Genomic DNA, 24,596 nt, shown 5'->3' on the forward strand with positions numbered 1-24,596 from the left:
CTTCGTGAAAAGAAACAAACGGGGCGTTCTTTATTTTTTACGCAAGATTTGCGCCAAAATGTTACAAAGCCAAGGTTGACGCGGCCTGTAGGACAATCCCTCAGCGCTCGCAAGCCATTGAGATTACTGGCAATCCGCCACAGCGTTACCGCTCGACTCACTTCAAGAACGAATGAGCGCACCAAAAACACACACAAAAAGTAAGTGACGCCCAATTAAAGGGCCGATAGGCACCGTTTACCCGTTTAACCCTTCCAACACCCGGCCAAAGCTGGCACCATCGCGCCCTTTTTTACGCGACTGCCACGGGTTTATCGGTTAAAACGGCTGTTCGGTTGTTGATGGCGCGACACGCTACTGTGCCGATGCGACAACCTGTCACACACCGTCTGTTTAACGCCCGTGGCGCTGTTGGCTGTCATCCGGACGCTATGCTAGCTTGGCGCCACGCCAGGAAGGCGACCCAACAGCAGGAACGCAATGAACACAATGAGGACCGCACATGGCTTTGGCCGCGCCCGCGCTTGAAATCCGCAACTTGCATAAACGCTATGGTGAGCTGGAGGTGCTTAAAGGCATCTCGCTGACCGCTCGCGACGGCGATGTGATCTCGATCCTGGGTTCGTCCGGTTCCGGCAAGTCCACCTTCCTGCGCTGCATCAACCTGCTGGAAAACCCGCACCAGGGCCAGATCCTGGTAGCCGGCGAAGAACTCAAGCTCAAGGCCGCGAAAAACGGCGAGCTGATGGCCGCCGACGGCAAGCAGATCAATCGCCTGCGCAGCGAAATCGGTTTTGTCTTCCAGAACTTCAACCTCTGGCCGCACATGAGCATCCTCGACAACATCATCGAGGCCCCACGCCGCGTGCTCGGCCAAAGCAAAGCCGAGGCCATCGAAGTGGCCGAGGCGCTGCTGGCCAAGGTCGGCATTGGCGACAAGCGCCACGCCTACCCGGCGCAGTTGTCTGGCGGCCAGCAGCAACGCGCCGCCATCGCCCGCACCCTGGCGATGCAGCCTAAAGTCATTCTGTTCGATGAGCCCACTTCGGCACTTGACCCGGAAATGGTTCAGGAAGTACTTAATGTGATCCGCGCGCTGGCCGAAGAAGGCCGCACCATGCTGCTGGTCACCCACGAAATGGGCTTTGCCCGCCAAGTGTCCAGCGAAGTGGTGTTCCTCCACCAGGGTCTGGTCGAAGAGCAAGGATCGCCACAGCAGGTGTTTGACAACCCGCTTTCGGCGCGCTGCAAACAATTCATGTCCAGCAACCGCTAACGGAGCAACATGCATGCAGAACTATAAAAAATTCCTCCTGGCCGCCGCCGTTTCCATGGCATTCAGCGCCACGGCCATGGCCGAGACTTTGAAAATGGGGATCGAGGCGGCCTACCCGCCCTTCAACAATAAAGACGCCAGTGGCAACGTTGTCGGCTTCGACAAAGACATCGGCGACGCCCTGTGCGCCAAGATGAAAGTCGAGAAGTGCGAAGTGTATGTCTCGGACTGGGACGGCATCATCCCGGCCCTGAACGCCAAGAAGTTCGACTTCCTGGTGTCGTCGCTGTCGATCACCGACGAGCGCAAGCAAGCCGTTGACTTCACCGACCCGTACTACTCCAACAAGCTGCAATTCATCGCGGCCAAATCCATCAAGGACTTCAAGACCGACGCCGACTACCTCAAGGGCAAGATCATCGGGGCGCAGCGTGCGACATTGGCCGGTACCTACCTGGAAGACAAACTGCCAGACACCACCGCCAAGCTCTATGACACCCAGGAAAACGCCTACCTCGACCTGACGTCCGGCCGCCTGGACGGGATGCTCGCCGACAAGTACGTGCAATACGAGTGGCTCAAGAGCAAAGACGGTTCGGCCTACGAGTTCAAGGGCGATCCGGTTGTAGAAAGCGACAAGATCGGCATCGCCGTGCGTAAAGGCGACCCACTGCGCGAGCGCCTGAACAAGGCCCTGGCGGAAATCAAGGCCGACGGCACCTACAAGAAGATCAACGACAAGTACTTCCCTTTCAGCATCGAATGATCCTGATTGGCCAGACCGGCGCGCTCCGTTGAGCGCGCCGGTTTTTCGCAAGCCTTGCGCGATATGAAAAAACCATGAATTTCGATCTCTACGGATTCGGCCCCGCACTCGCTGCCGGCGCGCTGATGACCGTCAAACTGGCACTCACGGCGTTATGCCTGGGGCTGGTGCTCGGCCTGGCCGGCGCCCTGGCCAAGACTTCCCCGTACAAGTTCCTGCAATGGCTTGGCGGCGCTTACTCGACCATTGTCCGGGGCATTCCCGAACTGCTGTGGGTGCTGCTGATTTATTTCGGCACGGTCAATATGATGCGGGCCCTCGGGGAGTTTTTCGGTAACCCCGACCTGTCGCTCAGCGCCTTCGCTGCCGGCGTGATTGCCCTGGGCCTGTGCTTTGGCGCCTACGCCACCGAAGTGTTTCGTGGCGCGATCCTGGCGATCCCCAAGGGCCACCGTGAAGCGGGCATTGCCCTGGGCCTGTCGAAGCTGCGTATCTTCACCCGGTTGATCATGCCGCAGATGTGGCGCATCGCCCTGCCGGGCCTGGGCAACCTGTTCATGATCCTGATGAAGGACACCGCACTGGTCTCGGTGATCGGCCTGGAAGAAATCATGCGCCACGCGCAAATCGGCGTGACCGTCACCAAGCAGCCGTTCACCTTCTTCATGGTCGCAGCCTTCATGTACCTGGGCCTTACCGTCCTGGCCATGGCCGGCATGTACTTCCTGGAAAAACGCGCCGCTCGCGGCTTTGCGAGGAGCACGCAATGAACGGCGACTATAGCTGGCTGGCGCATTTCGACCTGGGCCTGAACTGGGCCGTGATCATCAAGTGGCTGCCACGACTGGCCCAGGGCGCGACCCTGACCCTGGAACTGGTGGCCATCGCGGTGATCGCCGGGCTGTTGCTGGCGATCCCCCTGGGCATCGCCCGTTCTTCGCGCCTGTGGTACGTGCGCACCCTGCCTTACTGCTACATCTTCTTCTTCCGTGGCACGCCGCTGCTGGTGCAGCTGTTTTTGGTCTACTACGGCCTGGCGCAGTTCGACGCCGTGCGCGAGAGCGCCCTGTGGCCCTACCTGCGGGACCCGTTCTGGTGCGCCACCGTCACCATGACCCTGCACACCGCCGCCTACATCGCCGAGATCCTGCGCGGCGCGATCCAGGCCATCCCGCCCGGTGAAATCGAAGCGGCGCGGGCGCTGGGCATGTCCAAGCCCAAGGCGCTGTTCTACATCATCCTGCCGCGCGCCGCGCGCATCGGCCTGCCGGCCTACAGCAACGAAGTGATCCTGATGCTCAAGGCCAGCGCCCTGGCCAGTACCGTGACCTTGCTGGAGTTGACCGGCATGGCCCGCACCATCATTGCCCGCACCTACCTGCCGGTGGAGATCTTCTTTGCCGCCGGCATGTTCTACCTGCTGATGGCCTATGTGCTGGTGCGCGGCTTCAAGCTGCTGGAACGCTGGTTGCGGGTCGATGCCTGCCAAGGACGCTGACAGCGGGTTGACGGGCGAGCGACTGCTAGCCCGTTTTCTCGCACTGGATGCGTTCCTCACCGAACATCAAGGGCTGTGGCGACCACGGCCCTTCACCCATCTGCAGTTGCCTTGGGAAGCCCAGCATCCAGCGCTGGCCCAATGGCTGCGCCAGCGCTCGCTGGCAGAGGCCGAAAGCAGCCATAACCTGCCCACCGAACTACAAGCCCCGGCGCCGTTTCCCCAATGGGCGCAGCTGGCGGCGCGTCTCAGTGCTGTGGATAAGTTACCGTCGAGCGCGCTGCATGCGCCGTCGTCGCGCCTGAATGTGGATGTACCGGGGCGTAAATGGCAGCAGATCGAGGCGTTTGGCGCCGCCTTGCAGTTTGCCGGGCGCCCCACCCATTGGCTCGATTGGTGCGCCGGCAAAGGCCACCTTGGCCGGCGGCTGCTGCAGCCGGGGCAACACCTGACCTGCCTGGAGTACGATCCGGCGCTGATCGCCGCAGGCCAGGCCCTCAGTGACCATCATCAAATGCCCGCCCGCCACCACCCGCAAGACGTGATGGCCGAGGACGCCGTGCAACAACTGCGCGGCGAACACACCCCCGTCGCCCTGCACGCCTGTGGCGATCTGCACGTACGCCTGCTGCAACTGGCCAGCGCCGCCGGCTGCCAGCAACTGGCCGTGGCGCCCTGCTGCTACAACCGCATCAGTAGCGAGCAGTACCAGGCGCTGTCGGCCCCGGCTCGTGCTTCGGCGCTGCGTTTGTCGCGCGAAGACCTCGGCCTGCCCCTGAGCGAAACCGTCACCGCAGGCTTGCGGGTGCGCCTGCAACGTGACACCTCCATGGCCCGGCGCCTGGGTTTCGATCAGTTGCAGCGGCAACTGCGCGGGCGTGACGAGTACCTGCCCACGCCTTCGTTGCCCAGCGAATGGCTGCACCGGCCCTTCGCTGATTACTGCCAACACCTGGCGGCGCTCAAGGGTTTATCCACAGGGCAGCAGGATTGGGCAACCCTGGAACAGCATGGCTGGCAACGCCTGGCCCATGTACGAAACCTGGAACTGGTACGTGGCCTATTTCGCCGCCCGCTGGAATTGTGGCTGGTGCTGGATCGGGCATTGTTCCTGCAAGAAAACGGCTACAAGGCTCTAGTCGGTCGCTTCTGCGAATCGTGCCTGACACCGCGCAACCTGATGGTGCTCGCCGAGCGCGATCAAAGGGCAGCAAGCCCTGTGGATAACTCTGTTGATGAAATTCTGTAGGACGCCGTAAAAGCGGGCGCCATAGGCCAAAATCCTGACTGATCATTTTTTGTTCATAAAATAAAACGCACGCAAAACAGGCAGTTGCAGCGTAATGAGAACAGCTCCACAAAATGACTGTTTCAACACCTGTCCGACCAACAGATTGTGCATAAGCATCTGCGGTTAACCGTATAAGGCGTGGGTCAGGGCACGTTTGGCGGGCTATCCAGCAACTGGCACAGCCCATGGATATCGTCACAGGCCAGGCTCACCGCCTCGTTATCCAGGGGGTCCTCGCCAAAGGCCAGCGCCTCGCTGATCTGCGGGTCGCGATGGATCACCTCCAGGCCATCCTCCCCAAGGCGTTGCTTGAATACGTCCAGCATATCCAGGCTGAAGGCACTGCCCTCATCCAACTGGTTGACGAACACATGGCAACGCGGCGCCGACGGCCGCGCAAGGTACGGCGCCAGCAACCGCTGCATCTGCTCCAGCGCACCCAGTGACGCCGCGTCTGCCAGGGCAACCACCACCACCCTGTCGGCAACGTGCAATGCCTGGTGCAGGTAGACGTTATTGCCGGCGGGGGTGTCGATGATGACCGTGGCCTGCTCACTAAAGCCCAGGCGCGACAAGTGCTGCGCCAGCCACTGCGGGTCCTGCTTGAGCCAGCGTTGCAGGTCTTCCTGCTGTTGCAGGTCGGTCTCGCCAAAGACCACTACCCGACAGCCACAAAAGCCGGGTTGGGCGATCGGCCCCCAGGGTTGCTTGCACAGGCTGGCACGCCCGATTCCCGGGGTGTCGTGGGGCAGGCCAAAGTGCAGGTGCAGGGCGTTTTGTGGGTCCAGTTCCAGCACCGTCACTGCGCGCCCCAGGCGTTGCAGGCCACTGCCCAATGCCGTCGCCAGGGTGCTGCGCCCTACGCCGCCATTGCCCGACACCAACGCCACAACCTGCGCGCGACAGGCCGGCATGGCGGTTGGTTGGGGTTGCTCAATGGAGGAAGGCGCATCGTCGATGGGGGTATCTTCGAAGAACTGCAGCGTCGACGTCACCGGGTGATCATGACTGGCAAGATTCTTGGCAAAACGTTCGTCGGCATGGCTCACAGACCACCCTCCTTTGTCACGGCACCTCTTTTAGGACATGGGTGCACTTGTTGTTCAAGCAGTGTGTGACAGGAGTAGGTGAGTGTCATTATTTTGGTGTTTTTTAGCGAAGCAATTTCGACGAGCGGTTAAAAGTCAATTTAATGACAATCCTTTATCCGCTCCCACTGCTGCGCAACCTGCTCGGCACTGGAGGCCCCGACCCGCGCCAGGTCAACGGGATAATCCACCCCCGGATTCTCGACAAACCGCGTCGCGGTAAATTGACCATTGCTGGCGCGCAGAACATAGCCGGTGTCCTGGCAGCGCTCCGACGCCAGAAACACCACCCCCGGAGCTACCCACTCCGGCTTGAGATTGCCCGGTTCACCTTCAACGCCCCACATGCGCGTCTTGGCCACCGGCGACACCGCATTCACCAGAATCCCGGCGTTTGCGCCTTCCATACTCAACGCATTCATGATGCCCAACTGCGCCATCTTCCCCGCCGCATAGGCCACCAGCCCGGGCTGGGCATATTGCTGGTACATCGCCCGATCAGACGACGTCAGCACCACCCGCGCGGCAGTGGATAGCTTGAGGTATTGCCAGGCATGTTTGCATAGCCAGATGGGCGCATAGACATTGATATCCAGCGCACGCCCGATAAACGCCGCGTCCGCCTCCTCAATGGATTGATAACCCACCCAGCCGGCGTTATGAATCAGGATGTCGAGCTGCCCAAACGCCGCGATGGCCGTCTCGACCAACTGCCGACAGCCTTGCTCGCTGGACAAATCCCCCTGATGAGCAACCGCGCTCAAACCCTCGGCCTCAAGGCGGCGTGCCGCGTCCAGGGCGATGGAGGCATCGCTTCCCGAACCGAGGTTATCGGCGCCGATATCACTGATCACCACATTGGCCCCGCGCTGGGCCAGCGCTTGTGCGTAGACAAAACCCAAACCACGGCCAGCGCCGGTGATAACGGCGGTTTTTCCTGCGAAGTTCATTGGCTTTTCCTCATTGAGTGCCCCCTCAACTTAGCAATGAACAACGGCGTTGTTTAATACTGATCAAGGGGCGGTTTGATACCTTCTGCGTATCAAGCCTCAGGCCTCGCCATCGGCCCTCATCACCCTTTGTGAAACCGCTGGAGCGTGCGACTGCCAGCGAAAAAACCACGCACTGAAAAATAGTCAGAATTCAGGGGTTTACAGAACCTTTCCAATCGCTATAATCGTCGCCCTAACACGCCGGTATAGCTCAGTTGGTAGAGCAACTGACTTGTAATCAGTAGGTCCCGGGTTCGACTCCTGGTGCCGGCACCATTTAAAACAAGGGCTTGCAGCGATGCAGGCCCTTTGTTTTTGCGCAATACGTAACAAGCGACGTAACAAGCGCTCCCGTGGCCATCAAAAGGCACAGAACGGGTTGCTCTCAGCTCAGTAGCTGGGGGGTGAAAGTGGAAGTGTCGCGGTGTGATAGGCCGAATGTTTAGAGCCTGTGCGATGTGTACGCGTATGACCAAACACCCCTTATGCGAAGCGAAAAAAAATTAAGGTTGACCCCTTAAAAGCCTGTCAGATTTGTATTCATCTACTCTGTAACCCTTGTATTTCAAGCCTTTCAGCGTTTTGCATCACTGTCAGAAAGCTGTCAGCGAACTGTCAGAACCTGACAAAACAGGGCAGGTGATATCCGCCGGTGAGTTCAGGGAATTGTCGTTCTACGCTGCGCTTGATTGCGTCGGCCATCGGATGACCACCTGGTTATCGACGAGGGCCACACTGGTGATGCGCTCGCCGTGGTTGATCGTTGCACCTGGTCGCAACCCGGGAAGGGCCGCAATCATTGCGCTCTGGTTGCCCGGGTAGTCGTCGAACAGTTCCGCCGGCAGCTGCAACGGCGGGCGAACGCCAAAGAAGCTGTCAGCCCAACTGCCCACGAACACCTCCCCATCACCCTGCTGCTGCCAGATGAAGTCGGGGATGTTGAATACCCAGGCCAGACTGTAGAAGAACGGCGCCTTGACCCCGGCGTAGGGCTTGTCTGGCACGCGAAAGCGCAGGCCGGTGTGCTGACTGATCTCGACCAGGATGGCGCGCAGATCAACGTGGCGCAGGTTTAGCGGCAGCGGGTTGGCCAGGATTGCCGCCAGTTCGCGGCAGAACAGCACCTGCAGGGTGCTGCTGGCCGTGGTGGAGCGTTCGACGTAGCCAATGAAGTGACGCTGCTGCGTGCTGTCGTTGTAGCCGATATCGAGCGTCACCAACCCTTTGACCGGCGCTGTAGCCTATCCCCTCGAGCGCCCACAACCCGCTGTAACTAGGCCTGATCGGCGCCCAAAACTCTGTATCAGGCGCCGCCAGAATCTAGCCTCCTGCTCTACACCGTTCTCAAATGAGGCGACGACAAATTGATACGTCACCATTACGTAACGCCGACAAATGAGTCTCTCCACTTAACAAAGTCACCGTGATTTGCATAAAAAGCGCCATCGACAAAATAGGCGCCCGAGTTAATATTCTCAGGACAGCTCATAAGCAATACAATTCCATTTTCATTCAACACAAGTACTTCACCCCCGATCCACACACCAACTTTACTCCCGATCAGACCAGAGATGTATTGCAAAGTATTATTGGAGTCATTACTCTTGAACACTTCCCAATTGACTATTTCGCCATCCCGATTTATCACCTCATACTTACCCCCCCACCAAACTTACCCGTCTGGACTTCTTTTACCATAGAAGAAAAAACCGCTCCTTCAGCGTCCCTGAAAACCTTGTCAATCTTACCTATGATCCCCAACGATTTGAGATTGTTATTCGCCTTGTTGTATGTATCCAGTAGGCTATACCTTCCAACACCGAGATAAATATGCAAAACCGCTACAGAGCCCATAAGAGACGCCTCCATTCAAACAAATGAAATTGAAAAATAATCCAATATCAGGCCCACTACTACTGTCAGATCTAACAGGTACAAATACAATTTCACGATATACGTTATTCCCCTTAGCAATAACGTACTGCGACTGGTTTCGAGTTCGTTTCAAGCAAAAATGACCAAAAACCACCTCAAGCTAGATATTTTTCAAAAAAATAAAATCATGCCAATTAGGCATTACTTCGCAAGACCAGATAGCAACCGCGTAAAAAATATCTACCATCAAAACGATTACACTCATACAAACGCTTAAAAATTAAATAGTATAAAACCCATTAACAGATCTGCCCCCGTTATGCGTTACTCCTTAGCTAACCGAAGCTGTTCCACGTCAATGTCGGATTCGCTATTCGCCCCCCTTGAACGCAGCCAAAGTGTTATCGCTTGAAGACGCCATGAATCCAAATCTACTTAAAGACTCCATGCCACACATCGGTCACGACGCAATGCAGTATTAAGCTGTAGAAGCAACTACCTGATCGGCCGTATCTCATTATTAATATACACCCGATCAATCTTCTCCAAATCCCCAAACCTCGCTGCATTCTCGGGCATGCACCCCGCCAGCGCCGGGTTCATGCGCCAAGCCGCAATCACGTCGTTGCGAGTGATGTTCTTGAAGCGAGTCAGCGTTCCTATAGAGAAGCTCGAACAAGGCTGGCGGCCCGAGGAGGAACCCTACGGGACGATAACGGGAAGCCACGATGCAAACATAATCAGTAGGTCACGGGTTCGAATCCTCGTGCCGCACCATACAAAACAAAGCCCCCACAGAAATGTGGGGGCTTTGTTGTTTCTGGGGTTCGGGTTTGTGCCCCCCCCCACAAAATGTCCACACCCTTCCCTCCCTGGCGCAGAAAAGTCTCTTGCATAAAAATCATGCCATCACGACAATGAGAGCGATTACCATTTACGCATCGGTGGCACGCTCATGTCAGCGCTTGATCAATCAGCTCTTCATCAGCTGTATAGCGAACACAACAGCTGGCTGAAAGGCTGGTTGCGAGTCCGCCTGGGCAATGCCGCCGATGCTTCGGATCTGGCTCAGGACACGTTTGTGCGGGTCATGACGGCCCGCAATGACGCGCCGATCCGCGAGCCTCGAGGTTATCTCAGTGCCATTGCGCGTTCTCTTCTGATCGATAAGGCCCGCCGCCGCACTATTGAGCAGGCTTATCTGCACGCGCTGGCTCAAAGGCCAGAACCTGTGGATGTCTCACCAGAGATACGGTTGTCGATCATCGAAATGCTGGTTGCCGTCGATAGCCTGCTCGATGAGTTGGGCACCAGGACTCGGGAGATTTTTCTCGCCGTGCAACTGGAAGGGCTGAGTTATGTTGCAGCAGCTGAGCGATTCGAGGTGTCAGTGACGACGGTCAAAAATCACTTGATTCGTGCCATGACCCGTTGCCTGTTGCTGGTCGACAGTTGATGACCTCCTCTCTGGATCTCAAGACGCTCGAGGCTGCGGCTACTTGGTACGTGCAACTCAATGACGGTACGGTCAATGAGGCCAGAACCCAGGCCTGGCAGGCTTGGATAACGTCCGACCCACTGCACTCGCAAGCCTGGGAAAGGGTCGAAACGCTTCAACGGCAATGGGCGTTGATGCCCAGGCAAGCCGCCCTCTCCAGCCTGGACGCAGCGAAGACACAGCGCCGTGATGTTCTGAAACTGCTTGGCATGCTGGTGGCCGCTGGCGGCTGTACTTGGATGGCGGCGGACCAGATACCGTACCGCTCGATGCTCGCTCAACAACGCACCGGGACCCGTGAGCGTCGCACGCTGCAGCTTGACGATGGCTCGCAGCTGGAACTGAATGCCGGCACCGCCCTGGATGTCCGCTTTGACTCAAAACAGCGCGTGATCCAGCTATACAGTGGTGAGATTGAGGTTCAGACCGCCAAAGACCCCGCCCTGCGTCCGTTTATCGTTCAAACTGGCGAGGGCAGCGTACGCGCGCTGGGTACTCGGTTCAGCGTCCGTCAATTGCCTGAGCAAACACTCGTCGGCGTACTGCAATCGGCTGTGCAGGTATGCCCAAGTCAGCATGTCGAGCGGACGCTGCGCCTGGAAGCCGGGCAGCAAGTGGCTTTCAGTCGCGATGAAGTCCACAAGGTGCGCCCATTACCCGCGGGCTCAACTGCGTGGGTCCAGGGGATGTTGAGTGTGGATGACTGGCGCCTGGGAGACTTTATCGAAGAGCTGGGTCGCTATCGTCCAGGCGTATTGCGCTGTGCCGCGTCTGTACGGGGTATGAGTATCTCGGGCGCGTTCCGTATCGATGACACCGATACGGTGTTGGAAAACTTGAGCAAAACCCTACCCGTTAAGGTGAGCTATCTGACCCGGTATTGGGTCAGCATCGAGCCGGCATAATCCCCTGGTGCTGATTCTTGCCCAACGACCTTGCTGATTTTGATTCTCATCCGTCAATGACATAAGCCGCGATAACAGCGGGTTTCTGCCATGACAACGCAAGGATCAACGAATGCTCCCGCTCCCCCTCAATGTCACTCCCAAGATAACGCGCGCCATACGCTTTGCAGTATTTGGCATGTCCCTCGCCGGGTTGCCGGGTTTGGCACTGATGCCGCTGCCGGTGCTGGCCCAGAGCCTAAAGGCTTACCAGATTCCTGCAGGCCCGCTGGGTAGCGCCCTGACCCGGTTTGGGGTGCAAGCGGGGGTCACTATTTCATTCGACACCGAGCAAACACGCCGCCTTTCTACCGCGGGCCTTACTGGCACCTACAGCATCGAGGAGGGGTTATCGCGCCTGTTGGCAAACAGCGGATTACTGGCGCAACGCCAAGGCAACGGGGGCTTTGTGTTAATTGCTGGCAATAACGAATCAGCGGTGCTACTCGGCACAACCAGCATCTCAGGGCAGAGCCTGGACGCAACGACCGAAGGTACCGGTTCCTACACCACAGGTTCCATGAGCACCGCGACCAAACTGGCCACCTCGATGCGCGAGACGCCGCAGTCAGTAACGGTCATCACCCGCCAGCGCATGGATGATCAGAACATGCAGTCCCTGGAGGACATTTCGACCTACACCCCGGGCCTGACCATGCGCAAGACCGGCGGCGAACGCCCGCAGTTCTACTCGCGTGGCTCGGCCATCGACAACATCATGATCGATGGCCTACCCGTGGCATATGACACCGACACTCTCGGCACCTCGACAATGGCGATGTTCGACCGGGTCGAGGTGGTGCGCGGTGCGTCGGGCCTGATGATCGGTGCCGGCAACCCGTCCGGCACGCTCAACCTGATCCGCAAACGCCCGACCGTCGAGCCACAAGTATCGGTGACCGTAGGTGCCGGTTCGTGGGACAACTACCGCACCGAACTCGATGCCAGCAGCGCACTCAATTCCAGCGGCTCGATCAGGGGGCGTGTGGTCGGCGCCTTTCAGGACAAAGACAGCTTTACCGATGGCTACAGCAGCAAGCGCCAGTTGCTGTACGGCATCACTGAATTTGACCTGAGCGAAGCCACTACCCTGACCCTGGGCGCGTACTACAACCGCGAAGACAACCCAGGGGCCGACTGGTCGGGCATACCAACCAAGGCCAATGGCACGTTCCTGCCCATCTCCCGTTCGACGCGCATGAGCCCGAAGTGGACCTACTGGAACAAGAAAAACACCAGTGCCTTTGCCGAACTCGAACACCGTTTTGACAACGACTGGAAACTGCGCCTGAACACCACCTGGTTGCGAGGCGACCTGGACATGCTCGGCACCAGTTTCTACCGACTGGACCCGGCAGCCGACCAACTGAACCTGAACGTGGGCCGATACACCTACCAACACACGCAAAAAAGCGTCGACAGCTACGTTTCCGGCCCCTTCATCCTCTTCGGCGCCACCCACGAACTGGTGCTTGGCGCCAGCTATCGCACCGATAACACCGACGATGGTCCCGGCGGCGGCTTCCTCAACGACCCGAACGTCGTGCTCGACCCGTCCAATTTCGACTATCACGGCGTGGATAAACCCACCATCAACTACAACTGGTCGCGCAAAGGCCAGGTCGATCAGTACAGCACCTACGCCACCACGCGCTTGCACCTGCGCGATGATTTGAAACTGATCCTCGGCTCACGCCTGGATTGGTACGAGTACGAACAGAACACTATTTCCGGTGAATACACGTTCGGCGCCGACTACAAGGCTACGCGCGAATACACCCCCTATGCCGGCCTGATCTACGACATCAACGACACCTACTCGGTGTACACCAGTTGGACAAAAATCTTCCAGCCCCAGGCCAACGTGAATTACTACGGCAGCCTGCTGCCGCCAGTCACGGGCACCAACCGTGAGGTCGGGATCAAAGGCGAATACTTCGAGGGTGCCTTGAACGCCAGCGTGGCCTATTTCCAGCTGACTCAGGAGAACCGCGCCCAAAGCCTGGACACGTGCTTGCCGGGGGTCGCGTCTTGCTCGGTAGCGTCCGGTGAAGTGCAGACCAAAGGTGTCGACATGGAGCTGCAGGGCATGCTCGCTCGTGGCTGGCAGGCCTCGGCCGGCTACACCTATGCCGCCGCCAAGAACGTCAAGGGCGGCAGCGGCCGCTTCGACAGCGACACGCCGTACAACTTGCTCAAACTGTCCACCACTTACCAACTGCCGGGCGACCTGGAAAAATGGTCCATTGGCGGTTCATTGCGCAGCCAGAGCAGCACCTATACCTCGTTCGGCGTTACTCAGGGCGGCTACAGCATCTTCGACCTGATGACTGGCTACAACGTGAACAAAAACCTCAAGGTACAAGCCAACCTCAACAACGTGTTCGACAAGCGCTACTACCAAAGCATCAGTAACCCTGCCGGCGCGAACCTCTTTGGCGACCCACGTAACGTGGCGGTGACCATGAGGTGGAGCATGTAAGGCGCAGCCGTTGAAAACGACAATACCCTGCTTGCGCACGGTATTGTCGCGCTTAACAGGCGTGATACCTCAAGGCACGTTCTTCGCAAAATACCGACTCGGCACCTCCCCCAACACCCGCCTGAAGACACTCGTAAACGCACTCGAGCTGCTATACCCCAAATCAATCGCCACCCGTGTCACCGACTCCCCATTCCCCAATCTGACCACCGCCGCCAACAGGCACGCTTGCTGGCGCCATTCCACAAAGCTGATGCCCGTCTGCTGGCGAAACAAGCGGGTGAAGGTGCGGCGGCTCATGCCGAGGCGTTGGGTCATGTCGTCGATGCTGGTTTCCAGTGATGGCTGTTCCAGCAGGTGGCGGCAGATGTCGGCCAGCCGGGGGTCGTTGGGAAGTGGGGCGTTGAGTGACAGGGGGCGCATGTCGGCTATTTCGTCGAGCAGCAAGGTCATCAGGCGGCCGTGCAGATGGTCCTTTTCGTACAGCGCCGGTACATCGATGGCGCGGCTCAGCAGTTCGCGCAGCAGCGTTGATACGCCGAACACCTGGCACTGCGCGGGCAGGTTGAGGCGGGTTGCGGCGTGGGTGCGGATGTAGGTGTTGAGCATGGTCACCGGGCCGCTCATGCTCATTTCGTGGGGCACGCCCGCCGGGACCCAGATGGCACGGTGGGGTGGCACCACCCAGTTGCCCTGTTGGGTGAAGACGGTGATCACGCCGCAGGCGGCGTAGGCGAATTGCCCGCGCCGATGGGTATGCAACGCAAAGTGCTGGCCGTCGGCATAGTCGTTGGCCGTGACCACGGCGTCGCGGGGGGTGTTTTCGTAAGGGTCGATGTCAGTTTCGCGCATGGCCCGAATTTAATGATTTATGACCTGATAGTGCAAGCGAGCCAGCTCACCTATTGCGCATAGTTGCGCCTTGGCTGACGCACACAGGAATCAGAACACTATGCAAAAGAAACACTTGGCCCTGGCCGTGTTGGTGACGGCTGTCTGGGGGCTGAATTTTCCGATTACCAAGCTCGGGCTGGCGGGGATCGATCCGCTGTTGCTGACCGCCCTGCGCTTTACGCTGGCGGCGTTGCCGTGGGTGTTTTTTGTGCGGCGTCCGGCGGTGGCGATGAAGTGGCTGGTGGCCTATGGCTTGATCTTCGGGGTGGCGATGTGGGCCTTGATCAACCTGGGGATTGAATGGGGTGTGCCGCCAGGTACGGCAGCCTTGTTGATCCAGTTCAGTGCCTTTTTTACCCTGGGTTGGGGAGTGTTGTTGTTTCGCGAGCAACTGAGCGTCGGCCAGATCCTCGGAGTGGGGCTGGCGGCTGTAGGACTGATCGGCATTATCGCCGGCAGTCCGGGCGAGGCGACAACCCTGGGTTACGGCCTGCTGCTGGTAAGTGCGTTCAGTTGGAGTGTGGGCAACGTCATCATCAAGCAATCGAAGGTGCGCGAGATGTTTGCCTTTGTGGTGTGGGCCAGTCTGTTCCCGCCGCTGCCCTTGCTGCTGCTGACGTGGCTGGCCCATGGATCGGCGCCGTTCACTGCGCTGGTCACCCATATGGAGTGGTTGACGGTGTTCTCGCTGTTGTTCCAGGTGTATGCGGCCACGCACTTTTGTTACTGGGGCTGGAACCTGCTGCTGCGCGAGTACCCGGTCTCCAAGGTGGCGCCGTTGTCGCTGCTGATCCCGGTGTTTGGCGTCACCGGTTCCATGCTGTTGCTGGGGCATCGGGTCGATCTCAACGAGGGGATCTCGATTGCGCTGATTTTGTCTGCATTGGCCGTGGGGCTGGTGAAATCGCGCCCGGCGGGGACGTCATCTGCCGCTTGATGCCGAGGGCGGCGGGCGCCAGATGGCACTTAGCCATATTTCTAATTGACACCCCCCTCCCCGTCCTTTAAAACCCCATGCATTCGCTGCGGGAAACCTGCCCCCAACAGCACCCGCCGTTTTTTATCGAGACATGGATGTCGAAGAACCCCCCGCTTTTTAATCGTCGTCGCTATTTGCTCGCGTTTTTTATCGTGTTGCTAGCGGTGCTCGACCCCTTCGGCCTGGCCAGTTCCAGTGACAAGGCATCCGCCCAGTGGCTCAACCGGATGTTCTCCAGCAATTACCCCGGCACCGGCCAGCAACATATCACCGTGGTGTTGATCGACGACGCCTACCTGATGCGCAACAACACCTCGTGGCCGATGCCGTATAGCGAGCAGAGCAAGTTGTTCAAGCGCTTGCTGGCCTACAAACCCAAGGCGGTGTTTGTGGATTTGCTGTACAGCCACGATCACTCCCTGGGCGATCCGACGCGGGGCAGTCAGCTGTTGGCGAATGTGTTCGAGCGCTATCAGCGCCGGGGCATTCCCCTGCTGCTGGCCAATACCGGGGTGACGCGGGGCGAGAATGGGCAGGCCAATACCCTCGAGCAGTTTGCCGCGTTCAGCCAGCCGGGGCTGGTGGTGTGGGACGGTGTGGACGACAAGTACCCGCTGGCGATGCCGACCGCACTGGGGGTGATGGAAACCCCGGCCCTGGCCCTGTACCGCCAATTCTGCAAGGGCCAGCCGTGTGCCAGCCAACTGCCCCGGGATGCTAAAGCCGCGGCGCAGCTACAGCCGATCGCCGTGCAGTGGGGCTTGAAGCTGGCGCCGCAGCAGGCGCAGATCGCGGATATCCGGCACTGCGCACCACCGCGCAACTTTGTGCTGGATTGGGTGGCGCAATTTTTCCAGGCAGTGTTCTGGAAACTCGACGACTCCGCCCAGGCCCGTTGCCCGTATAGCCTGACGTTGTCAGCCAGCGACCTGGAGGTCAGCTCGCCGGAAGACCAGGCGTTGGTGGCCGGCTTGCTGCGCGACCGACTGGTGATGGTCGGGGCCAGCATCACCTCCACCGGCGACGTGGTGCAATCACCCGTGCATGGCCTGATTCCTGGGGTTTACCTGCATGCCATGGCCTTGGACAACCTGATCAACAAGGGCATGGATTACGAGCGCGAGCCGGCCAATTTCCCCGGTTGGAACCTGCACTGGGTGGACGTGCTGGAGCTTGGGCTGCTGGCGCTGATTATCGTGCTCAAGGCCCTGCATGCCCGGCGCCTGGCCGGCTTGCCCACCTGGACGCGCTGGCAGGATCAAGAGAGTCGCTTTTTTACCTCGCCCTACCCGTCGTGGGGCGTGGTGATGCTGGTGCTGCTGATTGTGTGCGGGGTGCTGTATCTGAACCACATCACCCTGGTCAACGTGCTGGGTATTGTTTTGCTGTCATTGGCGCTGTTCAGCGAGCGGATCGAAGCTTTCTTCGACCGTGGCCGCTGAGGGTGCCGCCATGTCGTCTCACTCAAGGAAACCAAGGATGAACAGAATCCTCATCGTGTTACTCGCCGCGCTCTACAGCCAGGGTGTGCTGGCCGAAACCCACGTCATCAAGGAATTCCTGGCCGACCCGGTGGAGGTGGTGGACGAGCAGGGCAAGCTGCTGCGGGAAATCGCCCGTAAAGACACACCCAAGCAACCCGTTCAGGTGTTGCAACTCAACAAGGAGCTGGAGTTGGTCCTGGTGGAGCTGGCTGGGCAGAAAGTCTGGCTGGACACCAGGGACCTGCGAATCGACCCGCCCCTGAATGTCACAAAGCTGCCGTGCCAGCTCATGCCCCAAAGCCTGGCCAAGGACAGTAACAACAAGTCCACCCTCGGCTACGGCGCCGGCTGCAATCAATAAGGGAGTATCGCGGTGAAGGGATATCTATTGCTGGCCAGTGCATTGCTCAGCGGCTGCGCCACCTTGAAGGGTGCAGACCAGGCGTTTCTGAACCTGGTGGGGCCGTCGACCCAGTCGCGCGTCGAAGGCCACTATGTGGACAACGCTGACGTGCGCCAGTACTACAAGCTCGACCCGCAGCGCGCGGGCCAGCAGCGCTTGAGTTACGACGGGCGCACCGTGCCTGCGGCCGAGGCGCGCCAGCAGAACCTGGTGGATATCCCGATGTTGCAGGTGTACTTGCAGGGCATCGTCACGCGCCTGTCCAAGGGCTGGCCGGGGCAGTTGCCGCTGTTGCAGGTGAAGATCACCGACAGTTACAGCTTCGGACCGTCGGCGGACCCGTACGGCAATATCTTCGTGCCCCTGGGCATGCTGGAGAACGTCGGCAGCGAAGACGAAATCGCCGCCATGCTCGGCCATGAAATGAGCCACGTGCTGCTGCACCACCATGATCGTGCCGCTGCCTTCCAACAGCAGAAGGACATGTTCACCACCGTGGCCTCCACCGTGGCCCTGGCAACCGTGGCGGCCAACACCGGGGTGGACCGCAGTTCGGGCACCATGAAACTGTTCAGCAAGGACCCGGCCGGCACGCAAAAAACCATCGGCAATACCGTGTTGTATACCTCGCTGGCCAACAGTTTTTCCGACAACGTCTGGAGTACTGCCTGGGGCCGCAGCCAGGAAGACCAGGCAGATTTGCTCGGCACCGACCTGATGATCCGGGCCGGCTACGCGCCCCGTGCGGCCACCCACAGCCTGGAGCGCCTGAATGATTTCCAGGGCAAGCAAAAGCCGCTGCTGACGGGCTTTCTCACCGCCCGCAAGGACGCGATGCAAGATTCATTGCAGCAGTTCAACCTCGACCGCTTTACCAAGGAGCTGGACGTGCTGGTCAAGGACGGCCTGACCAATACCATCACCGCCACCACCGATTACTTCAACCGCTCCCACATGTCCGCCATCGACCGGGACACCGAGCTGCGCCAATACCTGCAACGCGAGTACCGCAAGGAGCGCCGCGCCCGGGTCAACACCACGAGCTGGCCGAAGGTGCGTGACGCCGCGCCTGTGGCCAAGGCCATGCAGGGTTACAAGGACGCCTACGCCGCCACCGCCGCCCTGGCCAAAAACAAGGTGCCCGAGGCCGATGCGTTTATCCGGCGCGCCTTGAGCTCGCCGGTCAAGGACCAGCCGAACATCCGCCGCACCGCCTACGCCGTGCGCCTGGCCCAGGGTAGAAATGCCGATGCCCTCAAAGAATTGCAGGCGATCAAGGACTGGTCCCTGGCCGGGCCTTCGACCTATGACTTGATGATCAGCTACTACCTCAAGCGCGGCGACGGCAAGGCCGCCCTGGCCATGATCGACACGGCCGAGCGTCACCTGGGTTCGGAGGAGCTGTTTATCACCGAGAAGCTATTGGCCAACCAGCAACTGCAGAACACCCAGCAGGTGCAAAGCGTGTTGCGCAAATGCGGGCAGTACCCGGCGCGCAAGGCCAACTGCCAGAAGTTGGCGCAGGTCAAGGCGTAGGGTTTAGGCAGCCATAAAAAAAACCCCGACAAGTCGGGGTTTTTTATTGCCTGGTATCAGGCACGACGCACGATCTTAGAACACGTTGATCGGGTAGTCGGCGAACAGGCGGATTTCGTTACCACCAACGTTGTAGTTGTTGGCGTTGGTCGAAACACGCAACCAGGAGGCACGGGCACGCAGGCTCAGGTCTTTAGCCGGGCCGCTCTGTACTACGTACTTGAACTGGTTGAAGATTTCACGCTCGGTGCCATCGCCACGGTTGCTACCGTCGTCGATGTTGGTGCCACGCACGTAAGCGATGTTGTAGGTCAGGCCCGGTACGCCGAAGGTGCTGAAGTCAATGCCGTAGCCGACCTGCCAGGAGCGCTCGTCTTTACCGTTGAAGTCAGACCAGTAGGAGTTGGCCAGCAGGATGGTGTTACCACCGTCGCCGATACCACTACCCCTGGTGTTGTTACGGTAGCCGCCGTACATGTAGCCGGTATCACCGGTGCTGCGCTGGTGAGCCAGGGTCAGGCTGTGCGGACCGAAGGCCCAAGTGGCGCCCAGGCTCCAGATTTTGTTGTCGCGGGCGTCAGCATCACCTTGGGTCAGCTGGGCGAAGCTCTTGTCCAGCTTGGTCTTGTAGCCGTTGAAGTCAAAAGTCAGCGACTGCTCTTGTGGCAGGGCCAGCACGTAGTTGACGTTGACGTATTGCTTCTTCAGCACGTCTTCCATGTCGGATGCGTACAGCGCGGCCGACAGGCTTTCGGTGAATTTGTAGCTACCGCCCAGGTAGGCGATGTTTTTCAGGTTGCCGCTGTCGGTGCCTTCGGCGCCTTTTTGGGCTTCCTTGGTGAAGTAACCACCTTGCAGCTCCAGACCCTTGATCTCTTTGGAGACGATCGAGGTACCGGTGTAGGTTTCCGACAACAGACGGGAGTTGTCGTACTGCAGGACCGGCACGGCTGGCATCTGGTCACCGTACTTCAGCACAGTGTTGGAGATGCGTGCCTTGACGGCTGCGCCGCCCTTGGCCAGGTCGTGTGGTGCTGCGCCGCTGTCGCCTTGCTTGAAGAAGTTGATGCCGCCAGCGCCGCTGCGACCTTTACCACCGTCCAGACGGATGGCGTATTGGCCGATCACGTCCACACCCACACCAACGGTGCCTTGGGTGAAGCCGGACTCGAACTTACCGATGAAGCCTTGGCCCCACTCGGCTTTATCTTTACCACCGTCTTTGTAGTCGCGGCTGATATACGCATTACGCGCCGCGATGTTCAAGTGGCTGTCTTCCACGAAGCCTTTGGATTGCTCCTGGTCGTTTGCCATTGCCTGAGTAGCGCTCAAAATCCCCAGAGCAATCAGACCCATCCGTTTATTCAACATTTTTTTATTCCTTATTACTGGTTGAGTACGCGCTGTGACACCTGGCTCCATTTGGCTTTTTTGGTATCGACTTTCCCCGGATAAAAAAAGGCCCGCGGACGACCGAATATGCCGCGGGCCTTTTTTATAGAGAAGTCATGGCGGTTAGCCACAGGCGTTGAGGCGAATCCTATCCGCGCCCTGAACCGCGTGTCAATTTAGTGAATCGTCTGTATTTAGGCAAAAAAAGTCTAAGCGATATTATTTAGCCATTATTTACGCGATATATACGCTCGGCCAATTCATCGTGTGAATAAGCCGCTGGTGGGTAACGCATTTTCCATTGATGCGTAAAATTCCCTCGAAAACACATTTTGTAACAAATGCCCGAGCAGGCAGCGTAAGAATAAATCACGCGCGCAAATAGCAAGCATTATCATTCGCGCATTATTTACCCTCCCTCTTACGGATGCGCCCCTAGATGCCTGCCTCTCGCCTGACGCCCATGACCCTTGGGCTTTCTGCACTGCTGTGCGCCGGATTTGCCTGCGCCGCGACCACCCTGCCCGCCACCGCCATCAGCGCCGAAGCTGACGAAGACGACCCACGCGTCAAAGACACCAACACCGCCACGCGCACAAGTACGCCGGTGCGCTACGTGCCCCAGGCGATCGACTCGGTAAAGACCGAGAACCTGCGCGCCTACGGCACCAACGACCTGGGCCAGGCGTTGAGTGGCATCCCCAACGTCAGCAGCGGCGCCGACACACGCTTCGACAGCTTGCGCATCCGCGGCTTCGAGGCCAGCAGCGACTTCTACCTCGATGGCATCCGCGACGACAGCCAATACGTGCGCGACCTGCACAACATCGAGCGCATCGATGTGCTCAAGGGCCCCGCCGCGGTGTTGTACGGCCGTGGTGGCCAAGGCGGGATCGTCAACCGCGTCAGCAAGCTGCCCCAGGCCGGGCGCACCTCCAGCGTCGAGGCCCAGGGCGGCACGAACGGGCTGCGCAGCCTGTACACCGACTTGAGCGCCGATCCGACCGAAAACATCAGCCTGCGCCTGAACATGGGTAACGAAGACACCGATAGCTTTCGCGATGGCATCAGCGGCAACCGTAAATTATTCGCCCCGTCGATGAGCTGGCAACTGACCCCGCAACTGAACTGGCTGGTGCAATACGAATACAGCCGCTACGACCGCACCCCGGACCGGGGCATCCCTGGCGTGCGCGGGCGCCCGGCCGATGTGAGCCGCGACACTACCTACGGCGACCCACGGGACTATATCGACGACACCACCCAGTCCCTGCGCTCCAAGCTCGCCTATGAACTCAACGACAGCTGGCAACTGCGTCACACCCTGGGTGTGTTCAAGCTCGACAGTGATTTCGACAACACCTACCTGACCGGCTACGACCCCAAGACCAACACCGTCGGGCGCCAGCGCTGGCAGCAGGACCTGACGACGCGCAACGTATTCAATAACGTCGAGCTCGAAGGGGGCTTCAATACCTTTGGCCTGGAACACCGCCTGCTGACCGGCGTGGAGCTGGGCAGCCAGCGCCGTGATCCGAAGTTGTACAGCGCGGTAACGGCAACAGTGCCCGGCCTCGATCTGAACCACCCCAACCGGCACCTGAGCCATACCGGGCCGATGAGGATCTCCAGCAACAACCACACCGAAGTCGAAAGCCAGGGGCTGTATGTGCAGGACCAACTGCGCCTGAACGATCAGTGGCAAGTACTCGCCGGTTTGCGCTACGACCGTTTTGAAGTAGAAACCACCAATAAGATCACCAATATCCGGCAACCCGTCGACAGCCACAACACCAGCCCACGGCTGGGCGTGGTGTGGACGCCGGTGGAGAACCATTCGTTCTACGCGTCGTGGAGCAAGACGTTTTCCCCCACCGGCGGTGGCCTGATCGGCATCACCCCGAATGCAACGGGCAATGCCAATGACCTGAGCCCCGAGCTGACCAAACAAAAGGAAATCGGGGTCAAGAGCGACTGGCTCGACGACCGCTTGAGCACCACCCTCGCCGTGTATGAACTGGAACTGTACAACCGCCGCACCCGCGACCCGGAGAACCCGCTGATCACCCTGCTCAGCGGAATCCAGCGCTCCCGTGGTATCGAGCTGACCACCACCGGCAAAATCGTCGGCAACTGGTATGTGCGCGGTGGCGTCGGCGTGCAGGATGCCAAGGTGGTGAAGGACAACAATGGCTTTGAAGGCAAGCGTATCAGCGACGTGGCCAAGCGCAACGCCAGCCTGTTCGTCACCTGGAAACCGGAGATGGGCTGGTACGCCGAAACCGGCCTGACCCTGGTGGGTGATCGTTATGCCGATAACGCCAACACCGTGGTGTTGCCGGGCTATGGCCGCTGGGACGCCCTGGCCGGGTTCCGGCACAAGGACTGGGATGTGAAGGCGGCGCTGAACAACATCAGCGACAAGACGTACTACGCGTCGGCGACCAGCGCCAACCAGATCCAGTTTGGCGACCCGCGCAGCCTGGTGGTGACGGGGACGTACAACTTCTAAGCCACATGCAGTTCCTGTGGGAGCGGGCTTGCCCGCGATAGCGGTGTATCAGTCACATATGCATCAACTGACACACTGCTATCGCGGGCAAGCCCTCTCCCTCATTTGGATATCAGTGTCAGTCAGTCCTGGATCAATTCGCACAGCACCTGCACTTCATCCTCACTGAACAACCCCAGCGGGTAGCGCTCACTCATCACCCTACGTGGATCCCCCTGCCGGATCCGGCGCGAGCCGTTTGCCTTCAACCAAAGTGCCAGCGTGTGAATCGCGTCACCTCGCACGACCGAAGGATGGGGCGCGCGTGTATAGACCAGGTTGATATCGGCGTTCATTTCAGCGCTCTCTCCTACTGCTTGAGCGGCTAACTTACTCAAGGTTTATGACAGAACTGCGCAGTCACAAACCCCGATCACTGTCACAACGCCGATACAAGAGCTGTGCCAAAGCGTCCGGTTTATAGGCCTGCGGACACAAAAAAGCCCACGACCCCGACGGGCCATGGGCTTGCTGTTATTACCCGGCGCACTTGCCGGCAATCAGCCGAGGTGCAGCGAAATTGCCTGTTACAACTGCACTCAGTTTTTGTGCGGCGCGGGCTGTTGTTGGGTCAGGCAATGGATATTGCCGCCACCCAGTAACAGTTCACGGCCCGGCACCATCACCACTTCATGCTGCGGGAACAGGCCCTGGAGGATTTCCTGGGCGCGCCTGTCCAGCGGGTCATCAAAACTCGGCGCGATAATGCCGCCGTTGACGATCAGAAAGTTGACGTAGGAACCGGCCAGACGCACGGTCGGATTACGCTCCTGGGAGCCGTCCACCGGGTCGACACCGGCGCATTCTTCCTCAGTGGCGTACAACGGCCCCGGGATCGGCATTTTATGCACGATAAACGCGCGGCCCTTGGCGTCGGTGCTGTTTTGCAGCACGTCCATGGCAGCATGGCAGCGTGCATAGTTCGGGTCTTGCGGATCGTCCGTCCAGGCCAGCAACACTTCACCCGGGCGCACGTAGCAGCAGAAGTTATCCACATGGCCGTCGGTTTCGTCGTTGAACAGACCGTCGGGCAGCCAGATGATCTTATCCACAGCCAGGTTGGCGCTCAGGACCGCTTCGATCTCTTCGCGGCCCAGATGGGGGTTGCGATTGCGATTGAGCAGGCATTCCTCGGTAGTGATCAGGGTGCCTTCACCGTCGACGTGAATCGAACCGCCTTCGAGCACAAAACCCTCGGTGCGATAACGCGGGCTGCGCTCGATCTCGAGGATCTTGCCGCCCACCTGGGAGTCGCGGTTCCACGGCGCATACAGGCCACCGTCAAACCCGCCCCAGGCATTGAAGTCCCAATTCACGCCACGGACTTCGCCGTGGTCATTGATCACGAAGGTCGGCCCGCTGTCGCGTACCCACGCATCGTCGCTGGACATCTCCACCACCCGGATATTCGGCACATCCAGGCGCGCCCGGGCGTTTTCGTACTGACCGGCGGAAACCGCAACCGTCACCGGCTCAAAACGCGCAATGGCCTTGGCCACTGCCACGTGGGCCGCCTGCGCCGGTTTGCCGCCCAGGCGCCAGTTGTCCGGGCGCTCGGGCCAGATCATCCAGGTCTGGGTCTGGGGTGCCCACTCGGCTGGCATATAGAAGCCGTCAGCGCGAGGCGTGCTGTGCAAAGTGGTCATG

19 protein-coding genes, 1 tRNA gene and 2 pseudogenes are annotated in these 24,596 nt (G+C 59.2%); 14 read left to right on the forward strand and 8 right to left on the reverse strand.

All coding sequences use genetic code 11. The features are described 5' to 3' along the window. The first annotated feature begins 502 nt into the window (after positions 1 to 502). From HBO19_RS20150 to HBO19_RS20170, 5 genes are all read left to right on the forward strand, one after another. Positions 503 to 1,276: an ABC transporter ATP-binding protein gene (locus tag HBO19_RS20150; RefSeq protein ID WP_057437115.1), complete on the forward strand. Its 774-nt coding sequence runs from the start codon at positions 503 to 505 to the stop codon at positions 1,274 to 1,276. 13 nt (positions 1,277 to 1,289) lie between these two features. Further along, entirely contained in the window at positions 1,290 to 2,042 is a 753-nt protein-coding gene (locus tag HBO19_RS20155; protein ID WP_057437113.1) for an ABC transporter substrate-binding protein, read from the forward strand. 74 nt (positions 2,043 to 2,116) lie between these two features. Continuing rightward, positions 2,117 to 2,812 (forward strand): ABC transporter permease, encoded by a 696-nt coding sequence (locus tag HBO19_RS20160; protein WP_076961640.1) that lies wholly within the window; start codon positions 2,117 to 2,119, stop codon positions 2,810 to 2,812. Between the two features lie 38 nt (positions 2,813 to 2,850). Continuing rightward, positions 2,851 to 3,540 (forward strand): ABC transporter permease, encoded by a 690-nt coding sequence (locus HBO19_RS20165; protein ID WP_029295855.1) that lies wholly within the window; start codon positions 2,851 to 2,853, stop codon positions 3,538 to 3,540. After that, on the forward strand, positions 3,521 to 4,789 hold the full coding sequence (locus HBO19_RS20170; RefSeq protein WP_170058158.1) for a methyltransferase: 1,269 nt from the start codon (positions 3,521 to 3,523) through the stop codon (positions 4,787 to 4,789). Before HBO19_RS20165 ends, HBO19_RS20170 begins: the two co-directional genes overlap by 20 nt. 185 nt (positions 4,790 to 4,974) lie before the next feature. On the opposite strand, the gene bcsQ is transcribed toward HBO19_RS20170, so the two are convergent. Both bcsQ and HBO19_RS20180 read right to left on the reverse strand, forming a co-directional pair. Continuing rightward, complete coding sequence (bcsQ, locus tag HBO19_RS20175) at positions 4,975 to 5,880, reverse strand: cellulose biosynthesis protein BcsQ (protein ID WP_346266508.1); 906 nt, start codon at positions 5,878 to 5,880, stop codon at positions 4,975 to 4,977. 140 nt (positions 5,881 to 6,020) lie between these two features. Next, positions 6,021 to 6,869, reverse strand: a complete 849-nt coding sequence (locus tag HBO19_RS20180) for an SDR family oxidoreductase (protein ID WP_170058159.1) — start codon at positions 6,867 to 6,869, stop codon at positions 6,021 to 6,023. A gap of 242 nt (positions 6,870 to 7,111) precedes the next feature. On the opposite strand from HBO19_RS20180, the gene HBO19_RS20185 reads away from it, so the two are divergent. Then, a tRNA-Thr gene (locus tag HBO19_RS20185) sits at positions 7,112 to 7,187 on the forward strand. A gap of 398 nt (positions 7,188 to 7,585) precedes the next feature. Here the strand turns inward: HBO19_RS20185 and HBO19_RS20190 are convergent. Next, positions 7,586 to 8,218, reverse strand: a pseudogene (locus tag HBO19_RS20190) (hypothetical protein). 1,066 nt (positions 8,219 to 9,284) lie between these two features. Then, positions 9,285 to 9,440: pseudogene (locus HBO19_RS28580) on the reverse strand (phage portal protein); the annotation flags it as partial. A gap of 301 nt (positions 9,441 to 9,741) precedes the next feature. Here HBO19_RS28580 and HBO19_RS20195 point away from each other — a divergent pair. The 3 genes from HBO19_RS20195 to HBO19_RS20205 all read left to right on the forward strand — a co-directional run bounded on the left by HBO19_RS20195 (position 9,742) and on the right by HBO19_RS20205 (position 13,710). Further along, complete coding sequence (locus HBO19_RS20195) at positions 9,742 to 10,242, forward strand: sigma-70 family RNA polymerase sigma factor (RefSeq protein ID WP_169953863.1); 501 nt, start codon at positions 9,742 to 9,744, stop codon at positions 10,240 to 10,242. Next, the gene (locus tag HBO19_RS20200; RefSeq protein WP_262386291.1) at positions 10,242 to 11,189 is read left to right on the forward strand and encodes a FecR domain-containing protein; all 948 of its coding nucleotides are present in this window, start codon (positions 10,242 to 10,244) and stop codon (positions 11,187 to 11,189) included. Before HBO19_RS20195 ends, HBO19_RS20200 begins: the two co-directional genes overlap by 1 nt. Before the next feature lie 112 nt (positions 11,190 to 11,301). Next, positions 11,302 to 13,710: a TonB-dependent receptor gene (locus HBO19_RS20205; protein WP_262386292.1), complete on the forward strand. Its 2,409-nt coding sequence runs from the start codon at positions 11,302 to 11,304 to the stop codon at positions 13,708 to 13,710. Between the two features lie 69 nt (positions 13,711 to 13,779). Here the strand turns inward: HBO19_RS20205 and HBO19_RS20210 are convergent, their stop codons facing one another. Next, entirely contained in the window at positions 13,780 to 14,562 is a 783-nt protein-coding gene (locus HBO19_RS20210) for a helix-turn-helix transcriptional regulator (RefSeq protein WP_170042355.1), read from the reverse strand. A 100-nt stretch (positions 14,563 to 14,662) separates the two neighbouring features. Here HBO19_RS20210 and HBO19_RS20215 point away from each other — a divergent pair, with 100 nt between their 5' ends. The 4 genes from HBO19_RS20215 (at position 14,663) to HBO19_RS20230 (ending at position 19,006) form a co-directional block, all read left to right on the forward strand. Next, positions 14,663 to 15,541, forward strand: a complete 879-nt coding sequence (locus HBO19_RS20215) for an EamA family transporter (protein WP_170042354.1) — start codon at positions 14,663 to 14,665, stop codon at positions 15,539 to 15,541. A gap of 137 nt (positions 15,542 to 15,678) precedes the next feature. Further along, entirely contained in the window at positions 15,679 to 17,025 is a 1,347-nt protein-coding gene (locus tag HBO19_RS20220) for a CHASE2 domain-containing protein (protein ID WP_170058160.1), read from the forward strand. Between the two features lie 37 nt (positions 17,026 to 17,062). Continuing rightward, positions 17,063 to 17,428: a hypothetical protein gene (locus HBO19_RS20225; RefSeq protein WP_169953867.1), complete on the forward strand. Its 366-nt coding sequence runs from the start codon at positions 17,063 to 17,065 to the stop codon at positions 17,426 to 17,428. Positions 17,429 to 17,440: 12 nt separating this feature from the next. Then, the gene (locus tag HBO19_RS20230; RefSeq protein WP_169953868.1) at positions 17,441 to 19,006 is read left to right on the forward strand and encodes a M48 family metallopeptidase; all 1,566 of its coding nucleotides are present in this window, start codon (positions 17,441 to 17,443) and stop codon (positions 19,004 to 19,006) included. Between the two features lie 75 nt (positions 19,007 to 19,081). Here the strand turns inward: HBO19_RS20230 and HBO19_RS20235 are convergent, their stop codons facing one another. Beyond that, positions 19,082 to 20,377 carry an OprD family porin gene (locus HBO19_RS20235; protein WP_170058161.1) on the reverse strand — a complete coding sequence of 432 codons (1,296 nt, stop codon included), beginning with the start codon at positions 20,375 to 20,377 and terminating at the stop codon, positions 19,082 to 19,084. A gap of 460 nt (positions 20,378 to 20,837) precedes the next feature. Here HBO19_RS20235 and HBO19_RS20240 point away from each other — a divergent pair, with 460 nt between their 5' ends. Beyond that, positions 20,838 to 22,910: a TonB-dependent siderophore receptor gene (locus HBO19_RS20240; RefSeq protein ID WP_170058162.1), complete on the forward strand. Its 2,073-nt coding sequence runs from the start codon at positions 20,838 to 20,840 to the stop codon at positions 22,908 to 22,910. Between the two features lie 122 nt (positions 22,911 to 23,032). On the opposite strand, the gene HBO19_RS20245 is transcribed toward HBO19_RS20240, so the two are convergent. Together HBO19_RS20245 and aguA are read right to left on the reverse strand one after the other, a co-directional pair. Further along, positions 23,033 to 23,245, reverse strand: a complete 213-nt coding sequence (locus HBO19_RS20245) for a hypothetical protein (RefSeq protein ID WP_170058163.1) — start codon at positions 23,243 to 23,245, stop codon at positions 23,033 to 23,035. Positions 23,246 to 23,488: 243 nt separating this feature from the next. Continuing rightward, on the reverse strand, positions 23,489 to 24,595 hold the full coding sequence (gene aguA / locus HBO19_RS20250) for an agmatine deiminase (protein ID WP_170058164.1): 1,107 nt from the start codon (positions 24,593 to 24,595) through the stop codon (positions 23,489 to 23,491). Position 24,596: the final 1 nt, after the last annotated feature.

It is taken from the genome of Pseudomonas sp. WS 5021 (genome assembly GCF_012985535.1).
Lineage (GTDB): Bacteria > Pseudomonadota > Gammaproteobacteria > Pseudomonadales > Pseudomonadaceae > Aquipseudomonas.

What these genes read in the sequence shown, in the direction of transcription:
- HBO19_RS20245 (WP_170058163.1), bottom strand. Translation starts at nt 23,245, where the DNA reads ATGAACGCCGATATCAACCTGGTCTATACACGCGCGCCCCATCCTTCG.
- HBO19_RS20200 (WP_262386291.1), top strand. Translation starts at nt 10,242, where the DNA reads ATGACCTCCTCTCTGGATCTCAAGACGCTCGAGGCTGCGGCTACTTGG.
- HBO19_RS20170 (WP_170058158.1), top strand. Translation starts at nt 3,521, where the DNA reads ATGCCTGCCAAGGACGCTGACAGCGGGTTGACGGGCGAGCGACTGCTA.
- HBO19_RS20215 (WP_170042354.1), top strand. Translation starts at nt 14,663, where the DNA reads ATGCAAAAGAAACACTTGGCCCTGGCCGTGTTGGTGACGGCTGTCTGG.
- HBO19_RS20220 (WP_170058160.1), top strand. Translation starts at nt 15,679, where the DNA reads ATGTCGAAGAACCCCCCGCTTTTTAATCGTCGTCGCTATTTGCTCGCG.
- HBO19_RS20235 (WP_170058161.1), bottom strand. Translation starts at nt 20,377, where the DNA reads ATGTTGAATAAACGGATGGGTCTGATTGCTCTGGGGATTTTGAGCGCT.
- HBO19_RS20195 (WP_169953863.1), top strand. Translation starts at nt 9,742, where the DNA reads ATGTCAGCGCTTGATCAATCAGCTCTTCATCAGCTGTATAGCGAACAC.
- HBO19_RS20205 (WP_262386292.1), top strand. Translation starts at nt 11,302, where the DNA reads ATGCTCCCGCTCCCCCTCAATGTCACTCCCAAGATAACGCGCGCCATA.
- HBO19_RS20180 (WP_170058159.1), bottom strand. Translation starts at nt 6,869, where the DNA reads ATGAACTTCGCAGGAAAAACCGCCGTTATCACCGGCGCTGGCCGTGGT.
- aguA (WP_170058164.1), bottom strand. Translation starts at nt 24,595, where the DNA reads ATGACCACTTTGCACAGCACGCCTCGCGCTGACGGCTTCTATATGCCA.
- HBO19_RS20240 (WP_170058162.1), top strand. Translation starts at nt 20,838, where the DNA reads ATGCCTGCCTCTCGCCTGACGCCCATGACCCTTGGGCTTTCTGCACTG.
- HBO19_RS20210 (WP_170042355.1), bottom strand. Translation starts at nt 14,562, where the DNA reads ATGCGCGAAACTGACATCGACCCTTACGAAAACACCCCCCGCGACGCC.
- HBO19_RS20160 (WP_076961640.1), top strand. Translation starts at nt 2,117, where the DNA reads ATGAATTTCGATCTCTACGGATTCGGCCCCGCACTCGCTGCCGGCGCG.
- HBO19_RS20155 (WP_057437113.1), top strand. Translation starts at nt 1,290, where the DNA reads ATGCAGAACTATAAAAAATTCCTCCTGGCCGCCGCCGTTTCCATGGCA.
- HBO19_RS20150 (WP_057437115.1), top strand. Translation starts at nt 503, where the DNA reads ATGGCTTTGGCCGCGCCCGCGCTTGAAATCCGCAACTTGCATAAACGC.
- HBO19_RS20225 (WP_169953867.1), top strand. Translation starts at nt 17,063, where the DNA reads ATGAACAGAATCCTCATCGTGTTACTCGCCGCGCTCTACAGCCAGGGT.